Source organism: Candidatus Binatia bacterium (assembly GCA_026415395.1).
Taxonomy (GTDB): domain Bacteria; phylum Desulfobacterota; class Binatia; order HRBIN30; family HRBIN30; genus HRBIN30.
In genome coordinates this window covers 400,711-420,345 of the sequence record JAOAHD010000002.1, presented here as the reverse complement: position 1 = coordinate 420,345, position 19,635 = coordinate 400,711, and the positions used below count along the sequence as shown (strand labels likewise).

The following is a 19,635-nucleotide window of genomic DNA, read 5'->3' as shown; positions in this document are numbered from 1 at the left end:
CCTCTCAACGACAACGCGAGCTCGTCAACTCAGCGATTCACGGCCGAAGCACCGTCTAACTCACTTTATCTTGACTGCAGCGGCTGTCTCAGGAAGAAAATTATCTCGAAGTTCGTGAGTGGGAGGTGTACCGTGCGTCAGCTCAAGCTCAGTGTTGCACTTGCTCTCGGAATCGCACTGGTCGCGACCCCGGGGGCGTATGCATTGTCGCCGCAGGCGGAGGCCGCGCGCCTTTGCCACACGAAGCTTACAGCCAAGGGAAAAGCGTATGCGAAGACGCGCAGGAACCTCATTCTCTCTTGCTACAACAAGTTGCTGAAGTGCGCCTTGCTAGAAGAACTCCAGCAGCAGGACGTGAAGACCTGTCGCGACACTGCCATCGCGTCTTGCACCGCTAAACTCATTACCGTGGGCAAAGGGCTCAAAAAAGCGCAGGACAAGTTTGTGACGGACGTGGTCACCGCCTGTACACCAATGGGGATCACCGCCATGTGCTCCAACCCCCCCGGAGGTTTGAACTTCGGCAGCTCCGGAGCTTGCGGTACGTGGAATCCCAACGGTTGTGGCGGCACGAACTTACAAGACTTGGTCGTATGCATCCGCGGCGTGATCGAGAACGTCGTTGACACCGACATCGTCCGCGTTGCTCCCCGCGTAGGGACGTTGTTCGATAACGCGCAGCCATTAGGAACATTCTTCGGCGCATTGCCGCGACCGAGCCACACAACCGTCACGTTAACCCAGGCGTCGCCCGGCGTTTTGGCCAACCCCGGCACGATTACGCTGCCGCTCCAAAACCGTCTCCACTTCGATGCGTCGGCGCTGGCCTGCGGGTCCAACCCCAACAACGGGAAGGTGGACATCCGGGTCGGTACCGGAACCAGTTGCAATGACTTGATCGCCAGCCAAACGCTCACGCTAAACGAGCAATACCTCGACTTCAGTGCCCTCGGTCCGTTCGATCAGGACCTGCAATACTGCATCACCTGGAAAGATCCAGGCGGCGGGGGGTGTACGACCGGCCAAGGTTCCTCGGTGTTCGGCAACATCGATGTAACCCCCGACGGTACCCCGCCGCCCACGGTGCAACCGGTGAGCAAAGTGCTCGCGTGCAGCAAGCGGATCACCGGAGCGGGTAAGGCGCTGGCGGTATTCGCTCCGAACAAGTTGGACGCCTGCGGAGGCAAAGTCGCCAAGTGCGAGCTTGCGAACGAAATCGACGGCGCCGGGACTTGCACTCCTTCGTACTCAACTCCCTGCTCTACCATCGATGCTGCAATCGACAATAAGGTCGCCACTGGGGTGACGAAAATCACCACTCCACTGACGCCGTGCACGCTGCTCGACTTTAACCAGGTGCGCTCTTTTGTTGGCGGGCTCGGGTTCAGTAACGCGTTTGGCGGTTGCCACTTCGCTTCCGACCTCAACACTCTGGCCTACTGCGCGCTTCCGGACCTGCGGTGTCTTGCAGAGATCGCCAGTGGCACGCGTGACCCGCGACTCAAGGAATGGCTTATAAAAGCCGGCATCAATCCAACCGCCGACTTTCCTTGCGTACCTTGAGCGTGGCGAAAGGCAAATCTCCATGGGCGCGCGGTTAGGCCCGGCTGGAACCAAGGCTGCCAGCTGCGCGCCCTCACATTTGCACAAGGAGACCGTCGTAGGCCAACTCGAGCGTCACCTCGTTGCGCCGTGCCAGCACCTCGCGTCCGAGGTGCGTGAGAACCAATCGCTGGCAACGAAAGCGCCCTCGCGCCTGCTCCAGCGTACGATAAGCCAAGTGATTCGACACCAGCGTATCGAAAAACGAACACTCGCAAATAAAGAGGTCAGCACCGCTGGAGTGGTGGATGAGGTCGTCCGTCCAACCCGTGTCGCCCGAGTAGACAACGCGTCTTCCCTCGACAGTGACCTGTACCCCTAACGAAACTTCTTCCTGCTGGTGCGGCACGCGGAACGGCAGGAGCGTGCCGCTACTTAGCGTGACCTCTTCTCCAGGTTGCACCTCGCGGAAGCACAGTTCAAAGGGAAGAGGGCGGCTCCCGACATCGCGGTAGAGCATTCGAAACAACGTGGTAACGCGCTCGGCCGTTCCTGGCGGCCCAACCACGTTCAATGGCCGCTGGCGAGGGCTCTGGTAAATCCACTCCAAGAAGAGAAACGGGAGGCCACCAAAGTGATCGCCGTGCAAATGACTAAGGAACACGTCATCAATTGCGGCAATGTTCGCCTCGTGGCGCTTCAAGGACGCAAGGGTGGTGGCGCCACAGTCGAGCAGGAGCACGCCCCTGCGACTGGTCACCAAGTAGCCGGCCTGATGTTGGCCGCCCGAACAAAAGGCATCACCGGCCCCGAGAAACAAGACTTCCACGACGCCCATGTTCATCCGCCTCTCAAAAGCTACGGCTACGATCCCTGGGGCCGCTCTGCAAACCGCAGGAGCTCGCGGGCAACCACCAATGCTTGGGCCAAAGTTAACTGCCGCCCTGACTGAGCGTCGCGTACCAAGGCTCGAAGCGCTTCGAGTTGCCCCTCTTGCCACTTCGCCTCGTGCAACAAGCACTGTTCAAGGTCCTTCCCGCGTTGCCCGCAGGCCAACACCCGCTCGGTCAACTTGCGGTGTGCCGTCGTGAGATCGTGGACGACCTCGTTCAAGGCCCGCTGCTCCCAGCGGTCGTCACTATCCATCTCCTCCACACTGCGCCGCAACCAAGCCAACGACAGCAAGTCGGCAAGCCCAAAGTAAACATGCAGGACCTGAGCGGGACTTTTCTCGATTCCGGCCGCGATTTCCGCCACTTCCAACAACTCGGCCGCTTGCAGAAGCAATGCGATGCGTCCCGCAAGTTCCCTGGGGAAGCCGAAACCGGCAAGGCGTTCCACCACGCCGTCCCACTCACGACGTACTTCACCCTCCAAGGCCTCAGGAATTGCACCCCACAGGTCATGGGTAGCACGCTGTAGGGCCTCGTACATGGCCGCCGCCGAGACCTCCCGCGGCTGCGTTTCCAAGTACCACGCCACTGCTCGCCCGAGCCCACGCTCGATCAGTAGCAACGCCTCCCGCTCCCCTTCGGGCGAAAGCGCAGTGCCAAGGGCATCAAGGTCACTCCAAATGCCATCCCACTGGAACACCGCCCCAATGAGGCAGGTGGCGCGCACGACCTCGGCAGGCTTTGCACCGGTGTCGCGACATAAACGAGCCACAAAGCCCATACCGAGGCGATCGATGACCAGGTTGGCTACCTCCACTGCAATGATCTCGCGCCGCAGCGGATGGCTGCGCACCGCCAACCCGAAGCGTTGACAAATTTCTTGAGGAAAGTAGCCACGGAGGAACGATTCAAAAAAGCCGTCGTCCGGCAAGCCGCTCGCCAACAATTCGCGTTGCAACCAGCGCTTCGTATGAGCCAAAACGAGCGCCAACTCCGGCCGCGTCAGCCCCAAAAATACTGGTCGCCGCGCGCGCAATTGATCACGGTCGGGCAAGTGCTCCGCACGGCGATCGAGCAGGCCTTGCCCTTCCAATTCCGTCATGAGCTCGCGAAACTCGTGCAAACGGGTGCGGCTGCGCCAATGATCGAGCGTCAGCACACGGGCCTGTCGGCGGTTATGATCGAGCACGCGTTGGATGACTTCCGGCTCCACGGCGGCCAACAAACGATTGCGCTCCTCCCACGTGAGTTGCCCAGCTTCCATCGCTGCCGCCAAGCAAATTTTGAGGTTCACTTCGTGGTCGGACATGTCGACACCCGCGGAGTTGTCGATGGCGTCCGTGTCAATGCTACCGCCATGAACGGCATATTCCACCCTCGCCCGCTGGGTAAACCCGAGATTGCCCCCCTCGGCCACAACCTGCACGCGCAGCTCGCGTGCATCCACCCGCACAGGATCATTCGGCGGGTCATTCGCCTCGGCATGCGACTCGTCGCTCGCTTTCACGTAGGTGCCCACGCCACCGTTCCACAACAAGTCCGCTGGCATGCGCAACACTGCGCGCACCAGTTCCTCGCCCGAATATTCGCCCGGCTCGAGCCTGAGTAATGCCCTGGCCTCGGGCGTTAATTGCACGCGCTTGGCCTGGCGCGGGTACACCCCTCCGCCCTTGCTCAGGAGCTCTGGGTTGTAGTCCGCCCAGCTCGATTGCGGCAGCCGAAACAGGCGCTCCCGCTCGTTGTAAGAGCGCAGCGGGTCCGGCTCTGGATCAATGAAGACGTGCCGGTGGTCAAAGGCAGCCCGCAAGCGTAACCGGCGCGACCACAACATCCCATTGCCAAACACATCGCCGCTCATGTCGCCGATGCCGACGACGTCGAGGATTTCCTCATCGATGTTGCGTCCGCGATCGTAAAAATGTCGCCGCACGCACTCCCACACGCCCTTGGCGGTAATGCCTTGCTTTTTGTGGTCGTACCCGTGTTTTCCGCCAGAAGCGAACGCATCGCCGAGCCAAAAGCCCCGTTGCACGGAGATGTCATTCGCCAGGTCGGAGAACGTCGCCGTGCCCTTGTCGGCGGCCACGACCAGATACGGGTCCGGCTGATCGTAGGCGAGCACTCGAGGCGGCGTGTCGACGCGCCCCCGGACCACATTGTCTGTCACGTCGAGCAGCGCGCTGATGTACGCCCGGTACGCGGCGGCCGCTTCTGTCACGGGCACCGGGTAGGTTCTCGCCCGGCGCACCACGAAGCCACCCTTGGCCCCACCAGGCACGATGACCACGTTCTTCACGTCTTGCGTGAGCATCAGTGCCAGCACCTCGCTGCGGAAATCCGAGCGATCAGTTTGTCGCACGCCTCCCCGCGCCACCCGCGCGGCGCGCAAGTGCACACCTTCTACCGAGGGGCCGTGAACGTAAGTTTCGAGCAGAGGCTTGGGACCCGAGCCTGGTAAGGCTGTGCCATCGAACTTCAACGCCATCGTCACTGGCTCGCGCGGATCCTCCCCTGGGCAAAAATACGAGGTGCGTACCGTCGCTTGCACCAGTGCAAACAGGGCGCGGAGCAGCCGATCCTCTTCGATCGAGCCCACTCCCTCGAGGGCAGCTTCGAACTCGCGCTGTAAGGTTGGCAAAACCCGCTCCTCGCGGTCTCGAGCAGACTCCTTGCGCTCAGGGTCGAACTTTGCGGCAAAGTAATTCCACAGCGCCCGTGCGCAGGCTGGGGACTCGGCGAGCGTACGCACCACGGTTTCGCGGCTTGGCGCCAAGCGCAGTTGCAGCGCGTAGTGGGCATACGCCCGCAGCAATTGCACTTCGCGCCACCTCAAGCCCGCACGGAGGATCAGACTGTTCAAAGGATCGCTTTCGAGCTTACCCGCTTGCAGCAAGCCTAGCGCCTCGCACACCGCCCTTCCCACCTGCTCGGTGTCGATGGGCAACCCGCGCCGATCGCGCACGGGAAACGAGTGAATGCCCACGCGGCCAAGACCCGCGATTTGCAGCTCGTGGACGTCTTGAGCGATGACTTGAAAGCCAAGGTCTTCGAGGAAAGGCAGAAAATCACTCAGCACCAGCGGTGCGCCGGGAAGGTACAACTTAAGGACCACCTCACCGGGGTAAGCCCGCACGAGTCCGGCCGGTAACAAATCCACCTGCGGCGCTTTGGACGCCAACACGGTCTCCAAGTTGGCCACGTCGACGACGGCAGTGCGCACATCGGTAACCGCACGATATGCGTCGTCGAAAATCGACGCGTATCGTTGCGCGAGGGTGTGGGCAATCTCGCGCGAGTACTGTTCCTCCAGCGCGGCGCGAAAGCGATCCTCCCAAGTTTGCAGAAGCGAGCGGACACTGCGCTTGAGTTCCTCAACGGGGACTCTTTTCACAGTTCCCGTTCGCGGGGCGATGTAGAAGTGCAAACGCACGTGCCGCCGTTCGTCCAACGCCACCCGGCTTTCCAAAATTGCGCTGTTCTCGAACTGCGTGAGCAACCCCTCCTCCACTCGCTGCTCTAAATCGTGCGAAAACCGATTCTGCGGAATCGACACCGTGACGAACACACCCCGCTCGATCGGGTCCAAGTGGGCAATCATGTCAACGTCGTCTGTTTCTTCAGCAGCTCGCAGCGCTTTGATCGTTTCGCGAAGCTGTTCGGGCGATAATGCTAACAACTGCGTACGCGAGAGGCTGTTGAACAAAGCGACAATTTCCTTGTACGAGTGCGTGCCCTCCTCTGCCCCCTCGGCTTCGAGAATGTAAGCGAGCTTTAGGCGCAGGAGCGGCACGCGCATCGGCTCCTCGGCGTAGGCCCTTGCGGTAAACAAACCGAGAAAGCGGCGTTCGCCCACCACCACGCCCGCGGCATCTACTTGTTTCACGCCGATGTAGTCCATGTGCCCGGAGCGATGGACAGGACTTTGCGCGTTCGTTTTGGAGATCAGCCACAAGGGCGGCTCGTTCAGTCGGCGGCGCAACCCATCGGGCAGAGGTTGCGCCTGGAAGTACTGCGAGCGTTGCTCGTCGCGCAAAATGCCCAGCCCTGACCCGCGCCGCACCTGGGCGAAACGCTCGCGTCCGTGACCCTGAAATTCGTACTCCCGGTAACCGAGGAATACAAAGTTTTTCTCGGCAAGCCAGTCTAAAAAGGCTGCGAACTCGTCAGTATCGGCCGACCACGGGCGCGGCAGGGTATGTGTGCGCAGCTCGTCGGCAATTTCAGCGGCCTTATTGCGCATGGCAGGATAGTCTCCTGTAGCCCACACAACTGCAGTCAGTCGCTCGCGCAGTACGGCAACCAATTGCACGGGATCGGCCACGTTATCGATTTCGATCCGCAAAACCGACTCTCGCTGGCCAAATTCACCGCGGGCAGTGATCGCGCGGAGGTCCCCCGATTCATCCCGCTCGACAACGAAGATCGGGTGCAGCAGCCGGCGGATGCGTACCCCGGTCGCGCGCAGGGTCTCCTGCACGGTATCGACAATAAACGGTCGATCCCGTAGCCAGGTGTACACCACGAAGGCACGTAACCGCTGCGGATCCGGACGTGCCTCCACACGCGGTTCTGCCTTGGCTGGTCCGTGAAGAAAGCGGAAAACATCGTGCACCAGCTCGGCCAGCTCCTCCGCCTCGCCTTCCATCAGCAAATCAGCGCCCGCGCGTTCCAGCCACTGTCGCGCCAACCCTTCCACTAATATCCGTTCTCCGGGCGCGACGCGGTTGCGCAATAACTCGATCACCCGCTTGAGTTTGGAAGACTCGGTATCCACCGGGGACTGGGGCTCACCAGCCGGTGCCTGCACTTCTTTTTGCTGTTGGACCCGCTCAGCCATCAACCGTGCGATGGCTTTGGACAGTTCCGCCACGGCTCAATCCTCCTGTTTCGCGCTGCCAGCGTGTAGGGGCGGTACGGCGGCTTTATACCACTCCCCGGCAGAGCGGAATCCAGCGGCAGCCAGCGAAGGGGAAAGGTTTGGGGGTGCTGCACTGCTACGAATGACAATCAAACCGCAATCCCGTTTTTGCGCCCGTTTGCAGGCGAGTGCGAGCAAGGAGTCGGCGATGCCACCGGCTTCGACGATGGGCGACACCAGGATCGTGCAGATCTCTGCCCTTCGCGGCGCGACGAGCTCGCGCACATAGACGAGGTGAATTAACCCGGCCAGCACGTCCTCGACAAACGCGAGGTAAAGGTCGTTTCCGAGGTCATGCACAATGTGACGAAACCGCCGAATGGTCCGCCGCTCGGCCTGGAGCTCCCCAGCTGCACACTGCGCAACCAAGTCGGCCACGGCTTGGAAATCACGCCAACGTGCTCGGCGGATCCGGATTTCCGGTGCTGGAGCGTTCATGTTGGCGTTGCATAGCACGCCTGTTGTCTTTCCTCCCACATGAGAATGCGCAGGAGCGCATGCGGAGCCGATCGTGGATTGCGAGGCGTGAAAACACAGCCGCTCCGGCGCTGGTTGCGCCGCTTCCCCGACGACCCCGGCAGATCGAGCCCGCGCGTTTGCCCAACGTTCCTTCCTGTGCAAGTTCGAAGCCGGCTGGAACCAGGTGCACTCTTCCTCTGGATCAATGGGCCGTCTGTTGGCCAGTGTTTTTCCTGCCTTGCTCGTTGAGCTGTCAGCGTTCAAATCAGTCCGTCGCGAGCTGCTTGGCTCCTGGCGATCCCCTGGTCTCGACGGAAGAGAATCGATACGGCACGCATATGGGTCTGCCGCTCAACTCCTCCAGCGCTGCCGCGCAAGCGGTCTCAGCCGAGTCGGAGCTCGAAGCGTACCTCTCTGTGCGGCAACAGCGCCGCTGGATTTTTCCGCGCGCTGCACTTGTTGGCCTTTTGGCCGGGGCCGTCGCCGTGCTTTTCCGTAGCGTGCTGATGGGAGCGGACACGGTGCGCCTGGCACTTACTGCATGGAGCCACTCGGTTCCGACGTGGGGATGGATGGCACCCGTGTTCGGGTCTACTTGCGGCGCGGCCCTTACGGCAGACCTCACCCGCCGCTTTGCGCCCGAGGCCGCGGGCAGTGGCATTCCTCACCTCGAGGCTGTCTTGCGCCGCTATCGTAACCTTTGCTGGCAGCGACTGCTGCCGGTGAAGTTTTTTGGCGGTGTGCTGGCAATCGGAAGCGGCTTGGTGCTCGGACGCGAGGGGCCAACGGTGCAAATGGGAGGGGCAACGGGAGCTGCCGTAGCGCATTGGCTGAAGGTGTCCGAGACAAAGCGTCTTACTCTGATTACGGCCGGAGCCGGTGCAAGGCTGGCTGCAGCATTCAATGCGCGGCTGGCTGGTCTTGTTTTTGTGCTCGAAGAGGTGCGTCGCGACTTTCAACCCATCGTGTTCGGTGCAGCCTTTATCGCGTGCGTAATCGCCGACGTTATGCCCGGATTGCGTTCGGGTCGCACCCAGTGTTCGAGATTCCCGCATATGCAACGCCACCGCTGGCGTCACTTCCTCTTTTTGCAGTGCTCGGACTTGCCGCCGGCTTGCTTGGAAGAGCCTTCAACCGCGGGCTTCTGAAAACGCTCGAGCTCTTCGGGCGCGTTCCCCCTTCGTTTGCAATACTGGCCGCAGCCCTAGTGGGATCCGCCGTTGGCCTCATTGGCTATCATCTCCCACACGTCCCAGGTAACGGGCATGCGCTTGCCGAAGCGGTGCTGCGCGGGGGCTTTTCGCTGCCCAGCCTCGTCGGGCTGTTTGCCCTCCGCTTTGCACTCACCATGGCCAGCTATGGAAAGGGGGTTCCCGGGGGCATTTTCGCCCCTTTGCTCGTTCTCGGAGCCCTACTGGGGCGGACACACGAGGAGTGTTTCCGAATTGTCTTCCCGGCTGCGGTGCCGACTGCGGAGGCCTTTGCCGTGGTAGGAATGGCTGCGTACCTTTCCGCTATTGTCCGGGCACCGCTCACGGGCATCATGCTGATTGTGGAGATGACGGGCAACTACGACCAAAAGCTCCCGCTGCTGGTAAGCTGCTTTTGCGCGTACGTTGTCATGGAGTTCTTCCAAGATCTCCCAATTTACGAAGCTTTACTCGAGCGCGATCTTCGACTGGACGCGCCGGCGCGCGCTCCCGAGAACCCAATTGTCGAGTTCGTCGTCGAACCCAATGAGCCATTCGTCGGCCAACAGGTGCGCAACCTGGGGCTTCCGACGGGTTGCATTCTTGTGCGTTGCGTCGATGGCAAACATGAGTGGGTACCTCGGGCGGATACCCGCCTCGCGGCAGGGATGCGGCTCACGGCGTTCATTGCGCCCGAGGCATACGGCGGGTTGGAGATTCTCCGACAGGGATGCGGCTCCTCGGCAGCGAGGACGCTCAAGCGCGAAGCAGAAAATACGGGGCTAACCGCAAGCGCAGCTCGCTCCGAGTGACACAAGCTCGAGAGGTCGAGAGGTGGAAAACCGCCCTCGATAACACTAGGCGCCCCTGCGACGAACGAGGCGATATCCACCCTCGCAACTTGGGCCCCTGGGTTCGCCAAGCACCGGTCCGCATTCCCCCGAGCCCCAGCATCAGATGCAGCACCTGCGTACATGGCGCCCTTCCAAGTAAGGTGACGGAACTCCCCTCGCATCCAACGATGCTACGACGCCGCTCTCGCTGCTTCGATCTCGCTGAGCGACAACTGGGGGACTGCCGCCCATGTGCGTACCCTCGACCAGGCACAGTGTCGAGCAAGGTAGCCGCCCCGAACCAGGTTGGCAGGCGCCTCGCTGCGTGACCGACCACCAACCATCGAACTTACCTGCAGCCCGAGATCAACGAGTTCACTGCTTCCACCACCTCGTCCACCGTGACACGCTTGTCCAGATTGCGGTCTAGGCCACAGTAGTCCTGCGTCAACTCGTAGCCGGGCCGCTTGGTTCCCAGCAGGAGACGAACCGCTACCACCACCTCGTCCACGGTCACGGGGCCATCACCGTTGCAGTCACCGCGGCAATGAGGCGTGGGGTGGGCGCTACGATCCGGTATGGAGTCCATGTAGAGGTTACCCCCGGGGTGCGAGTGGGCGTGGGGGTGAACAACGGTGGCGCCTCCGCCTGGTTGTACAAGATAACGACCCCTCCAGTTGCAGTCCCTTGCACGACGTTTCCTTTGTCATCAAAGATCGCAGCCGCTGTATCAAAGGCTTCCAGGTCATACGAGGTCAACGCGTCTGGCCGGCCATCGGAGTCAAGGTCAAGCAATTCTGAGCAGCAGATGACGTCGGCGTCGGCATCGACCAGAGTATAGAGGGTTCGATAACCGAATTGCGCGTTTCCGAGACCCTCCATGACCGCAAGTCCGGTCGTCTGGCGAAAAAGAACCAAGTCAGCGACTCCATCCCCAGTCATATCGCGAACCTGCACCTAGGTAAAAGGATTCTGGGACAGACCGGCCGACCAGGGCGGTGCAAACGCAACTGGCTCGCCAAAGTGCAAGCCAGGTAGACCGCGCGACCACCCAATACAGCCCTCGTCGGACCGGCCGCTCATACTCCAAACGATATCCAGCAGCCCATCCTCGTCGACATCGGCCAATCCGAGAGGCACAAGTTTCGCCCTTGTGTTCCCATCGACCGTTATATTGCTCGCTATCTGTGTGGGGGTGAGGAGCGGCTTGAAGTCAAAGCTATCACCCTCACGAAGGTAAACGCCCACACGGAAGGCCGCGGGGCCGAATTGCTGAGTATACTGGGCAAAAAAGGAAACGATGTCTAAGTCGCCATCATGATCAATATCCCAAAGGGTATTGTCCCTCAGCCCGACCCCGCGAAACCAAGGGCCGGAATCATCCGACGCCGATATATCAAAAATCTGAGCAAGCTGAGGAGAAAAGTCCTCGCCAAACCGCCAATTCGCGCGGATGGTGTCCACAGTACTGAGGAACACGTTCTCGTTCCCCAACGCGATTGGGATCAAAGTCGACTGCCTGAGTGGCACCGGGCGCTCGCCTTCACTGTCCTCCGGAACCTCGCCGCAAACGGGCTCACGCTGCGTAAACGAGCCGGTGGTGTCACCGAAGAATACCCCCCAGCGGCCCCGGTGAAAAGTTATATCCGGATTCATCAGGAAAGTCCGACTGAACCACGATGTCGCAATCGCCATCGCGATCCGCATCCATCGCCAGAAGAGCCTGAAAACCGGTATGCCACGCGGGAAGAGCCAACTGCGAAACGACCGGGCCGACAAAATTCCTCTGCGATGGCCGATTGAAAAACGTGAAGACACGGTCGAAACCGTCGGTCACTATCACATCGTTATTGCCATCCCGATCCACGTCGCAAACCAAATGTTGAAATGTAGACGTTTCCCGGGCCCCCGAAACCACTCGTAGGTTCGAACGGGAAGGATACCGGCGCGGTGCAATGGCGGGTAACACCAGCATTACGTGGTCGCCCCTTGAACTAGGTCGATCAACCCGTCACGGTTCACGTCGCCGTTCACCACCGGAGCGTTGGGCAAGTTCCCCACGCGTGGATAAAAGTGCGGTTCAAACAGAAAACCGCCCTGCCCATAGAGAACACCCAACGCGTTAATCCCTCCCACCGCAATGTCCAGTCGCCCATCTCCGTCCAGGTCGCACACGTGCACAGAGCGGGGGTACTGACCGCTTGGCACCCGGTACTTCTCCGCCAAGATCCGGTCGCGCGCTCGTCGGACGATCATGACATAACCGCATATATCAATCGAACTTCTCTCGGACCAAACGAGAGCAGGCGGTAATGCGGCTAAATTCAAGCCCGCCTCGTCAACGGCCGCTCCCTCTATCCGCATCCGAGGCCTTCGGGCACCTGCATGATCCGCTCCCAATTGCATGGGATCCAAGTCGCGGTCGCGCGGGGAAAAAAGCAAGTCGCGCCGACCGCGAGGTCGTCAATCCCGTCGCCGTCGAAGTCGCCGTTAGCGCGCGGTAGGATTTGCGCGAAACCATCACTGAACCACAGCGGGTTCCCAGGATAATCCGCCACGAGGTTGTAAGGCTCGTCAATTTTTAGGACACCCCCGTCATTGCAATAAAAAGACACGGTGGACCAGGGGTTGCCGGAGGGATCGAACGAGTGGCTCACGGCTAAGTCGAACCAGCCGTCGCCGTCGAAATCCCCTGCCGATATGCCCCCGACTGCTCCGAGCCCCTCGAACTCGCTGCCCACCTCACGCTCGGCACCGGCACCGCGGGACCAAAGAACCCTCGCAAAGTAGCGAACCCCGCGCTGATAAAGTACGGCAATATCCAATCCCCCATCGTGGTCGAAGTCCGCCACGGCCATTCCATGAACCCCACCGCCAGGCGAGTATTCTTCAAGTTTCGAAAACCCCCATCTTCCATCGCCTGCGAAAACCGCCACCTTACCTACCTCGTAGTAACTAGCCAGCGGGTCCATGTTTCCATCGCGGCCCAGTCAATCGTCTGAAGCCACGCCGGATGTACACCCCTTTCGACGTACCGTAGAGGCCCGAGTTGCCATCGCCGAGCCCAGGGCGCCAGACCAGACCCACGGCTACCTCACCAAAAGCCATATCGAGGTTGCCATCTCCATCAAAGTCACCCAAATCCACGGCGTCTCTTCGATGCTCAGCTACGGGAACCAGAATCCCTGCTGTGTAAGGGAAAGCCCTGGTGCGGCCAGCGGTCGCTGGCCGCACCAGGCTAGCCCAGAAAACAAAGCAAAGCGCAAAGCACACGACCAAAGAACCACGAAGTCCCCGCGCGTTCGAGACCATGTGAAACCTCACTGGCGAAGATGGTCGATGGCAGACCGAGTGGCCAGTGCGGCGGCAGCCCACAGCCGCCCTCCGCGCCATGCGAGCCTTGGCCGGCTCTTCCGTAACCCCCTCCTGGCCAACCGTACCAGAACAACCCCTGCGATGAGTGGAAGCAAGCTCAGGCGCCCGGCGGGGCCCGCGTGTATTTGACACCCAGCAGTTCGCGTCGCCCGAACGTCCGGATCCGGGACATCTAACTGCATGTCCGGATCATAGAACTTGAGCGAGTTGTCACCCCAGGCCTGAACGAAATCATGCGCGGACGTCGAATCGAAGGGGCCCGCGCTCATCGCGTTGTAATCGCCCATCTAGCAGTTCGGCACGGCGAAGATAGACCTGCTCGAACAATCAAAGTTTGGCAGTGTTCTGGGAACGCCGAACGGCGCCGTGGTCAACCTTTGATCGGTACTCCAGCCTACTCCCGTGTCGTAGTACACGTCGATGTTCAAGTTGTTCGGGTCGTTACGCCGATCGTACCACATCACCCGCACGGTGCGGAAAGCGCTGACGGCCAGTGCCGGCATGAAACGGTCGCCCGGGCCTTAATCGTCTACCAGCCATCGGGTTCAGGTCGCTCCGCCATCCGTGGAGCGGGCAACGTAAATGCGCGACCGATCGCGACCGATATGGAGAGACGGTGTCGGCCGCTGCGTAAGCGATGTAAATGCGCCCGTCGACAGGATCGAGGTCCATACTGGGGAATGGCGAGTATCGGATGTGCCCCTTCAGCGCTCTGCGGCCACAGTCGGCCGAAGCGACGGCGTCCTTCGGGGCGACAAAAGGTCCGCTGGCGTCGGTCACCGGCCCGAAGTCTCTGCTGGTGAGGTCGTAGCGCCTTGCCTTGATCCGACTCACCCCACCGACTCCTTCCCACCAACTCACCCACACCCCACCGTCGGGCGCCTGCTTCACTTGGCAACCCTGCACAATGTCGAGGTCCGTCAACGTACCCGACGCCACAACGCGAGTCAGCGTAGAAATTTCCTCTTGCTGGACCCAGTCCGTGCGCACCTCGAGGAGCTGTATCTCATAAGTTGCCGGTGGGTCACACTGAATTTGCGTGGCGCAAACAAATGCCCGATCCTCTCCCGGCACGCGCGCAAATTTGCGAGCCGCGAACCACGGTTTGTCGTAACGAGCGCTGCGCGCGATCCCTCCACCCTGGAAGAACACCGGGGGCCCCGGGCCGCTGCTCCTCCCTGGCAACCATTAATCCGTGGCCGAAGAACACGACGCCAGGGGGAATAACGAAGGCCGTCAGGTTCATCGCTGCTCCTTCGGAACGGTCCGGTTGCGCGTTTCGGTCGAAACTGACGTCGGCAAGCCTCCAGGTTTCCGCCACCACTATAGGGGGTGGTGCACTAACTTGCGGAAGGGTCAGCGCAAGCTGTTCAGGATTTTGCTGGAAACTTTGCGCGCCCTCCGTGGACCAGCCAAAGCCCACACCACCTCGGAGTTCCCCCGGCAGGAGTGGAGAAAAAAAGTTGTGAGATCGTTGAATCCCAGGACCACGACCCCCGAGTCCCCGCCCGTCGCGGGCCGCACGGCAACGCTGGGTTCACTCTACGTTATGTGCGGCCAGTGCTGCAAGGTTCGCGAAACGACATTGACCAAAGCGCCCGCCACCGTAGCCGGTACCCGGGGGGTTGAATTCTGGAGGCCCGACATGGCATGCGCCGCTGCCGCCCCCACCCGCCACCGAGAAATCGTTCGGGCAATTCGCCTCGATGGCTTGCAGCAGACCCAAGCTCCCAACCTCTGCGGCTCGCGAGTGACGCAGGGCGCAGTAAAACGCCCGCGGATCTTTCACGCTGTCATCCGAGGGCGCCTTTGCGCTCGGTTGCCGATACTTCTCCGGCCATGGCTCCTCGGGTGGCAGCTCGCCCGAGAAGGTACCCAATGCCCCCGTGGTGCTATCTCCCGCAGCTTCACACTTCGCCCACAGTGGCTGCTTGCCGCCAGGCGTGGCAAGCGTGCCCCGCATTCGGTCCCCGCTCCACCAAGCGGCAACCTCGAGTGGCGGCTGATCCCCAGAACCGCTCTTGACAGTCCCACTGAGTTGCGGGCCGTGCAATGCACCTTCCATGCTAAGCTCTGCCAGCCCATCGGTGCGTCCCTCCTTCAGCAGAACGTTGCCGTGCCACCGCCGCGCGCCTACGTCTACTTCGAAGGTGCCCTCCTAGGTTCCCTTACCCCAGCTGCCTTCCCCGGGTTCGCCCGAGCAGCGCAACGTAAGCCCCCGCCCGTTGGACACAAGCGCAGCCGCCAGCAGAATTCGCACTCCTAGTCGCAGAAGTAGAACGTGTCTACCCCCCAAGCATCACACCACGTGCCTCCCTCGACTCAACGCTCGTACTCTCACGCTTGATTCCCTCGCTGTCTGCTTTCATGAACGCCTCCTAAAGTTCGCCTCTTTGTGTCACTTCATCTTTGCCACCTCTCCCGCCCCCAAAAACCCCGCTTAGAGAGTCATGTCCGCCCCGCTGAAACGGGACGGTGTGCTCCAAGCCAAGAAGGATGACACCCCCAGCCCACGGCGGACCGTGGTTTCGTGGAGGCGGCCGCCTGCGGCCAATGGCCGACGCGCCCCTAATGAAGAACGCGACGAGGACAACTCCGGACCGCGGCATGTGGGTCGGAAGCCCACGTCGCTCTCCCGTCGAGTGTCCGTACGAGCAAAATTCCACGGGCCGCGAACGCGCGCACTCTTTCCACGTTAGGCGACTTTTCCCTGGCCGCAAGGCGGGATGCGCCGCTTGTTCTGCAGAAACACGTCCTGAATGCCAGAGCGCCGCTCGGCTTTGTCGGACACCGCGCGCCGAAAGGGCTCGCACAAGCGAGCATGGTGGGACAGAGCAAGCTTCCTTGCGCCGGCAGCCTGTGGGTATCATGGCTAATACTCCACTAAGCGTTTCTTACGCCTACACCCCCCTCCGGCAGACGTTATCAAGAGGCCTTGTGGGCACACTTACGCATGGCAGGTCTTCGCCTCAGCGAATTGTGTCGGGTGGAGTCGCGGATCACCTCGGTCCACCCCGTCAGCGCTTTGCCACCGTTCGAGCCGCATGGACCCGTGCGCCGTGCCAACGGCAGACCGTGCGCCGCCTCCCTGAAGCCGCGTCTAGTGCCACCGTCGCTGAACGAAATTGCGTCAACGGAACGGAATCGGGACGACGCCCTTTCGCGTGGAAAGAGTCACAAGACGGTGCGAGTACCGCGCAAACGATTTGTTTCCCCTTCGGGCCGGCCCTAGCCAAGCGCATCCCGAGCTTGTCCATGACCCACAGCGAGGGCGCATTTGCGGCGTCGGTGCTTGCGCGGATGGTGCGTAACCCGAGCCGCCGCTGGCCGTATTCCGCCAAAGCCCGCGCTGCCTCGGTGGCATAGCCATTACCCCAGTACTCCTCGGCCACCCCGTACACCAGCTCCAATTGAGGGGGCTGGTGGAAATACCAGTAGCCGCAAAACGCAATCGCCTCGCCATCGTTGCCGCGCCCGAGCCACAAACCCGTCCCTTCGCGGCAAAACAGGTCCATGCTGAGCTCGAGCATGGCCGTGGTCTTCGCCCAGGTCAGCACTTCTCCATCGAACAAGAACCGCCGAACACCCGGCGTCGTCCAGATGCAATGAACGACAGTCGCGTCGGAAGCCGTCATTGGCTGCAACAGGAGGCGGCGTGTGCGCAATGTGGCTTCTCGCGCGTTCACCAAGAGTGTCCTCGTGGGATGAGTGTGCCGTCAATCTCCGCTCACAGTACGGGCGGCGCGCTCAGCCGGCCTCCAAAAGATCCGCCAAGCTACGCAAAAGCTCGGCGCCGTTTCCCGACCACGCACTCCCGTGCACACAGGCTAGTGTGGTAGGGTTCACGGCCGCCAGCCGATCGAGGAGCGCCCGTGCCCGCCGCGTGTGAGAAAAGTAGTCAAACGCCGCACGAAAGCTCTCGCTCGGAGCCAAAATGTCGGCTTGTGTCAGCGCTGGAAGCCCCGGTCCCGCCTGCGTAAACAAATCGCCACAGAGTAACGTTCGTGTCTGCTCCTCGAACAAAAACCACACTCCCAAGCGTGAGGCAGATGGGGCGCGTCGAGCCACCGGACCGTATGGGCGCCGAGAGTCAAGCTTTCACCATCAGCAAGAGCGCGCGGAGGCCGATCGGCCAGGTCCAGAATGGAAACCTCAGCCGCAACCACTCCGCACAAAGGGACGGCCTCAGGCGCGGCAGCGAGCCAGTGGTTGAGCGCACCGCACTCGTCCGCTTCTACGTGGGAAAGTCCAACGAAGCGCAGCCGCTGCGGCGGCAGGACCGCCGCTACGGCCTCGTACACCAACGGAAACAAACCGCGTGGTCCGGAATGAAACAACAACGATCGCTCGTCGACAATCAAAAACTGATTGAACGAAAAGCCTTGCGGTACGCCGCTTAGAGCAACTGGCGTGCTGATTCGGTAGATTCCTACAGCAATTTCCTCGACGTTGGTGCCGGACTCCGGGTTCGCAATCACAGACAACACTCCTTCCGGCTGTGTGCCCACAGCCTCACTGGGCCGAGAGACGCTGCGCGCCCTCAGCTGCTCCATCAGTCTGCAAACAAGCTGCTATCGCTGTACGTCGACCGCCCTGCCCAGTAGACACCGGGTGTTGGCCGACGCAGATCAGAGCCAACGCATGGGCACCGGTGCGGGCGTTCCCCTTCTCTACGACGCGGCAATGTGGGTAGCGAGCCGCGTCGCGAGTTTTCTTGCCGCCCGCGCACGTAGCCCCCGGTACCAAATCCGCCGCGAAGGCGGCTCTGTCCCAAGAGTCGTCCAGACCTGTGCACGGAGCACGCCGCTCATCGGCGAGCGCGCACCGTGCGCTTTCGGCCCAAATAGTCGACCAGCAAGTAGCGGCCGAGATCTTGCGGGTCGGTGTACAAGGCGCGGCCTTTGTTGATGCGCGTCATCTTTTCCACGAACGCACGCAAGGCAGGGCTATCGTCGAGCATGAAGGTATTGATCACGATGCCTTTACGGGTGATGCGCTCGACCTCGCGCAAGGTCTCTTGCGCTGCGCGCATACTGATGCCGCCAAACGAGAGGGGCCACTCACAGTACAAGCGGCCGCGAGAGAAGTACGCTGTGGGTTGACCATCGGTAATCACGATGATGTGCCGGTTGCTGGCCGGGTGGCGATCGAGCAGCTCGCTGGCCAAGCGCAGTCCCTCTTGCAAGTTCGTAAACGGATCACCCATGTTCCAGGTCACCTCTGGCAAGTCTTGCACCCGCAGTTCGCGCGCCCGGGTGTAAAAGCCCACCAGACCAAAGTAGTCGCGGGGAAAACGGCTCCGAATGAGCGTTTCCAATGCGAGCGCAACCCGCTTTGCTGCTGGGAAGCGCCCCTCCCAACTCATCGACCAACTCATGTCCAGGAGCAAGACCGTCGAGGTCGTGGTGGAGTGATCGGTCTCGTATACGACAAAGTCGCTAGGCTCCAACTCGATGGGGGTACCGCTGCCTCGCCACAGCGCATTTTTCAGGGTTTGCACCAGGTCCAGATGGATGGGCTCGCCAAAGCGCAGCGGTTTACTTCCTTCAAAGCGCACTTGCGTCAGGCCACGATGGTCCGTGGCGTGTCCGCCAAACCGGTCGCGCAGCAACCCGCGATAAATGTCTTGCAAGGCAAGTTGGCCCAGACGACGCACCCCTTTGGGCGAAAGCCGTAGGCGATCACCGCTCCGCACGAGATAACCTGCATCTTCCAGCATCGTCGTGATTGCACGCAGTTGCTCGACGGAAACCACGGCCTCGACGCCCAACAGTTCCTCGAGGTCGTCGAGATCGATGTCGTCGAGGTCTTGTTCGGCGAGCGCTCGTTCCAACCGCTTGAGCCGCTCGAGCAAATGCATCACCTCGACGGCATCTTCGTAATCCAGCGATTCCTGCCCGCGAAACAGCCGCCCGTACTGAGCGATAAAGGCGTCGAGTTCCTCGGCATCTTCGAATTCATCGGCCGCGTGCGCAAACTCGCGAGCCGCGTCAGGATCGGCAAACTCATAGTCTCGCAACGCGCGCATGCGGCGCCCTGGGCTGGGCGGGAGCTGGTCGAGAAAGTCCAACTTCTGTTGTAAGGCGGGGTTTCCGGAAAGCCGATCGCGCAGGGTGTCGCGCTCGAGTTCGAGGATTTCCTCCAGGCGCTCGCGCAAGCGATCGAGGGCGCGATCGAGGTTGTAGCGCTCGAACTGCTCTTGGATCTTGCGACGGGCCTCCTCGAGAAGCTCGTCCACCCCCATCACGCGCACGTCTTCCCATTCGATGCCGTGACGCAAAAGCCAGTCGAGTGCTTGAACTAAGTTGTCTGTGTGTTCGAGATACCGGCGCAACTCTTGAAACACTCGGTCCGGCTCCAGTGGCTTGCGCTGGCGACCATCCCAAGCGGTGTACCGAGTGACCAACATTGCACCCTCTACCTGG

At 61.2% G+C, this 19,635-nt stretch carries 16 protein-coding genes and 1 pseudogene; 3 read left to right on the top strand and 14 right to left on the bottom strand.

The window, feature by feature from the left end; all coding sequences use genetic code 11:
- The first annotated feature begins 132 nt into the window (after positions 1-132).
- The gene (locus N3C12_02300; protein MCX8071271.1) at positions 133-1,563 is read left to right on the top strand and encodes a hypothetical protein; all 1,431 of its coding nucleotides are present in this window, start codon (positions 133-135) and stop codon (positions 1,561-1,563) included.
- 73 nt (positions 1,564-1,636) lie between these two features.
- Here the strand turns inward: N3C12_02300 and N3C12_02295 are convergent, their stop codons facing one another.
- From N3C12_02295 to N3C12_02285, 3 genes are read right to left on the bottom strand one after another with little or no spacing between them, the layout of a single operon-like run.
- Entirely contained in the window at positions 1,637-2,380 is a 744-nt protein-coding gene (locus N3C12_02295) for an MBL fold metallo-hydrolase (protein ID MCX8071270.1), read from the bottom strand.
- A 26-nt stretch (positions 2,381-2,406) separates the two neighbouring features.
- A complete protein-coding gene (locus N3C12_02290; GenBank protein MCX8071269.1) occupies positions 2,407-7,305 on the bottom strand; it encodes an NAD-glutamate dehydrogenase in 4,899 nt (1,632 codons plus the stop codon).
- Positions 7,306-7,308: 3 nt separating this feature from the next.
- Positions 7,309-7,791: a GNAT family N-acetyltransferase gene (locus N3C12_02285; protein ID MCX8071268.1), complete on the bottom strand. Its 483-nt coding sequence runs from the start codon at positions 7,789-7,791 to the stop codon at positions 7,309-7,311.
- Positions 7,792-8,150: 359 nt separating this feature from the next.
- Between N3C12_02285 and N3C12_02280 the strand changes: the two genes are divergently transcribed.
- On the top strand, positions 8,151-8,960 hold the full coding sequence (locus N3C12_02280; GenBank protein MCX8071267.1) for a chloride channel protein: 810 nt from the start codon (positions 8,151-8,153) through the stop codon (positions 8,958-8,960).
- Positions 8,849-9,814, top strand: a complete 966-nt coding sequence (locus tag N3C12_02275) for a chloride channel protein (GenBank protein ID MCX8071266.1) — start codon at positions 8,849-8,851, stop codon at positions 9,812-9,814. Before N3C12_02280 ends, N3C12_02275 begins: the two co-directional genes overlap by 112 nt.
- Positions 9,815-10,184: 370 nt before the next feature.
- On the opposite strand, the gene N3C12_02270 is transcribed toward N3C12_02275, so the two are convergent.
- From N3C12_02270 to N3C12_02220, 11 genes and pseudogenes are all read right to left on the bottom strand, one after another.
- Positions 10,185-10,352 carry a hypothetical protein gene (locus N3C12_02270; GenBank protein MCX8071265.1) on the bottom strand — a complete coding sequence of 56 codons (168 nt, stop codon included), beginning with the start codon at positions 10,350-10,352 and terminating at the stop codon, positions 10,185-10,187.
- The gene (locus N3C12_02265) at positions 10,349-10,777 is read right to left on the bottom strand and encodes a hypothetical protein (GenBank protein MCX8071264.1); all 429 of its coding nucleotides are present in this window, start codon (positions 10,775-10,777) and stop codon (positions 10,349-10,351) included. The genes N3C12_02270 and N3C12_02265 overlap by 4 nt, the downstream gene beginning before the upstream one ends.
- 15 nt (positions 10,778-10,792) lie before the next feature.
- Positions 10,793-11,491, bottom strand: a complete 699-nt coding sequence (locus N3C12_02260) for a hypothetical protein (GenBank protein MCX8071263.1) — start codon at positions 11,489-11,491, stop codon at positions 10,793-10,795.
- The gene (locus tag N3C12_02255) at positions 11,439-11,702 is read right to left on the bottom strand and encodes a hypothetical protein (protein MCX8071262.1); all 264 of its coding nucleotides are present in this window, start codon (positions 11,700-11,702) and stop codon (positions 11,439-11,441) included. The genes N3C12_02260 and N3C12_02255 overlap by 53 nt, the downstream gene beginning before the upstream one ends.
- Positions 11,703-11,809: 107 nt before the next feature.
- On the bottom strand, positions 11,810-12,091 hold the full coding sequence (locus N3C12_02250; GenBank protein ID MCX8071261.1) for a VCBS repeat-containing protein: 282 nt from the start codon (positions 12,089-12,091) through the stop codon (positions 11,810-11,812).
- Between the two features lie 98 nt (positions 12,092-12,189).
- Complete coding sequence (locus N3C12_02245) at positions 12,190-12,807, bottom strand: VCBS repeat-containing protein (protein ID MCX8071260.1); 618 nt, start codon at positions 12,805-12,807, stop codon at positions 12,190-12,192.
- Between the two features lie 844 nt (positions 12,808-13,651).
- Positions 13,652-14,395, bottom strand: coding sequence for a hypothetical protein (locus N3C12_02240; protein ID MCX8071259.1), 744 nt, complete (start codon positions 14,393-14,395; stop codon positions 13,652-13,654).
- A 352-nt stretch (positions 14,396-14,747) separates the two neighbouring features.
- Positions 14,748-15,275: a hypothetical protein gene (locus tag N3C12_02235; protein MCX8071258.1), complete on the bottom strand. Its 528-nt coding sequence runs from the start codon at positions 15,273-15,275 to the stop codon at positions 14,748-14,750.
- A 952-nt stretch (positions 15,276-16,227) separates the two neighbouring features.
- Positions 16,228-16,896 (bottom strand): GNAT family N-acetyltransferase, encoded by a 669-nt coding sequence (locus tag N3C12_02230; GenBank protein ID MCX8071257.1) that lies wholly within the window; start codon positions 16,894-16,896, stop codon positions 16,228-16,230.
- A gap of 61 nt (positions 16,897-16,957) precedes the next feature.
- Positions 16,958-17,688: pseudogene (locus N3C12_02225) on the bottom strand (MBL fold metallo-hydrolase).
- 329 nt (positions 17,689-18,017) lie between these two features.
- Positions 18,018-19,619 carry a VWA domain-containing protein gene (locus tag N3C12_02220; GenBank protein ID MCX8071256.1) on the bottom strand — a complete coding sequence of 534 codons (1,602 nt, stop codon included), beginning with the start codon at positions 19,617-19,619 and terminating at the stop codon, positions 18,018-18,020.
- Between the last annotated feature and the right edge of the window lie 16 nt (positions 19,620-19,635).